This window comes from Streptomyces sp. NPDC006265 (assembly GCF_040613555.1).
GTDB lineage: Bacteria > Actinomycetota > Actinomycetes > Streptomycetales > Streptomycetaceae > Streptomyces.
Window position 1 is genome coordinate 1 of the sequence record NZ_JBEXSH010001187.1, and the last position, 2,176, is coordinate 2,176.

The 2,176-nt window shown below is 72.2% G+C and carries 1 protein-coding gene and 1 tRNA gene; both read left to right on the plus strand.

The genetic code is table 11. The features are described 5' to 3' along the window. Positions 1-267: 267 nt before the first annotated feature. Positions 268-1,884, plus strand: coding sequence for an IclR family transcriptional regulator C-terminal domain-containing protein (locus ABZ281_RS46875; protein WP_356664665.1), 1,617 nt, complete (start codon positions 268-270; stop codon positions 1,882-1,884). Between the two features lie 90 nt (positions 1,885-1,974). Further along, a tRNA-Arg gene (locus tag ABZ281_RS46880) sits at positions 1,975-2,050 on the plus strand. Positions 2,051-2,176 lie beyond the last annotated feature (126 nt).

Here is a 2,176-nt window from a genome sequence, read left to right on the forward strand (position 1 = left end):
GGGGAAACGACCGCGTCGGCCACGCGGAGGGGCGACCCGGCCGCTGGGACGGGTGACTCGGGCGGCGGGGCGGACGACCCGGCTGGCGGGCCCGGCGGATCGGCCGGCGGGCCCGGCGGATCGGCCGCTGGGACGGGCGGTTCGACTAAAAGGCCCGGCGGATCGGCCGCTGGGACGGGCGGTTCGACTAAAAGGCCCGGCGGATCAGCCGCTGGGACGGGCGGATCGGCCGCGCAGAGAGGGGTCCCCGCCGAGGCGGTCACTCCCCTGATCCGCGGCATCACGGTGCTGCGGGAGCTGACGGAGGCGGACGGAGCGCTGAGCCTGAGCGGCCTGGAACGCGCCACCGGCCTGGCCCGCTCCACGGTCGACCGCGTCACCGCCACGCTCGCCCGCATGGGCTACGTCCGTTTCGACGGCCGGGACGTCCACCTGTCCCCCCGCCTGATGGAACTGGGCAACGCCTACATGTCGGCCCTGCGCCTGCCCGCCCTGCTCTCCCCGCACGCGGACGCCCTGGCCGACGAACTGGACGAGTCGGTCTCCCTCGCGGTCGCCGACCGCGACGGCATCCGCTTCATCCACCAGGCGACGCGCCGCCGCGCGATGTCCCTCAGCTTCCGCATCGGCGACCTGCTCCCCGCCGAACGCACCGCACCCGGGCCGCTGTTCGCGACGCAGTGGACGGCCGCGGACTGGCAACGCTGGCGGGAGCGCAGGGCGGCGGACCCGAGGGACCTGTCCTTCAGGGCCGTACCGCCCCGCACGCGCGGAGGGGGCGCGAGGGAGGACGAGACGTTCACACATCGCACGCGGGAGGCGTCGGCGAACGGCTGGTCCCTGGACGACCAGCTCATCGAGCCGGGCCTGGTGGCGATCTCGGTACCGGTCCGCTCCCCCGGCCCGGGCGGCCGGATCGTGAGCGTGGCGAGCGTGGTCAGCCACACGAGCCGCCACACCGCACACAACCTGCGGACGACGCTGCTGCCGAGGCTGCGGTCCGCGGTACGGGCGATGGAACGCGAACTCCACGCCGCCCCACCCCCCGAGCCCGGCCCGCCCCCGTCGGACCTGGCGCTCTGGACGGGCGCGTCCAAGCAGCAGCTGGGCCGCGAGTTCATCGAATCCCTGGCCCGGGGCCTGACGGTCCTCACGGCCTTCGGCGAGGGGAGGCCGGCGCTGACCCTCACGGAGGTGTCCCAGGCGACGGGCCTGGCCCGGGCGACGGCCCGCCGGGCCCTGATCACCTACGAACACCTGGGCCTGGTCGCCGCGGCGGGCCGCACCTTCACGCTGACCCCCCGGGTCCTCTCCCTCGGCTTCCCTCCCCTGTCCCGCACCTCCCTCCCCGAGATCGCCCAGCCGCACCTGGCCGACCTGACGTCCCGCATCCACGAATCGACGTCACTGGCGGTGTTGTCCGACTCCGGCGAGGAGATCCAGTACACGACCCGGGTGGCCACGGCCCGGGTGATGAGCGTGAACATCACGGTCGGCACGCGGTTGCCGGCATACGCGACGGCACTGGGCAGGGTCCTGCTGGCGGACGCGTCCGAGGGAATCCGAGGGGCCAAGGACCTACCGCCGCTCACCGCCCACACGATCACGGACAAACACACCCTCGAAGGGGTCCTGACCTCGGTCCGCGCGCAGGGCTACGCCCTGGTGGACGAGGAACTGGAAGAAGGCCTCCGCTCGATCGCGGTCCCGATCCGCGACCGCTCGGGCCGGGTGGTGGCGGCCCTGAACACAGCGATGCACGCGAGCCGCCGCACCCCGAGGGAGTGCGTGACGGACCTCGTCCCGGAACTGACGGCCACGGCGGCCCGCATCCAGACGGACCTCCACACAGCGGCCCGCTTCACCCACGTCCCCCTGACCTGACCCCCACACCGGCCCGACCCACATCCGGTACGCTGACGCCTGTGGTCCTCCCAGACCACAGGCACGTCGCTGCTTGCGTCCACTGCCACTGCCTTCGTAGCTCAGGGGATAGAGCACCGCTCTCCTAAAGCGGGTGTCGCAGGTTCGAATCCTGCCGGGGGCACCAGGTCAGAAGGGCTCGCACCTACGACTTTCGTAGGTGCGAGCCCGTCTGTCAAATAAAGCAGACAAAAACCATCCATGTGAATTTCGACCGGGGCGTGTCCTGATCAGGCGGTGCAATTTGCTGATG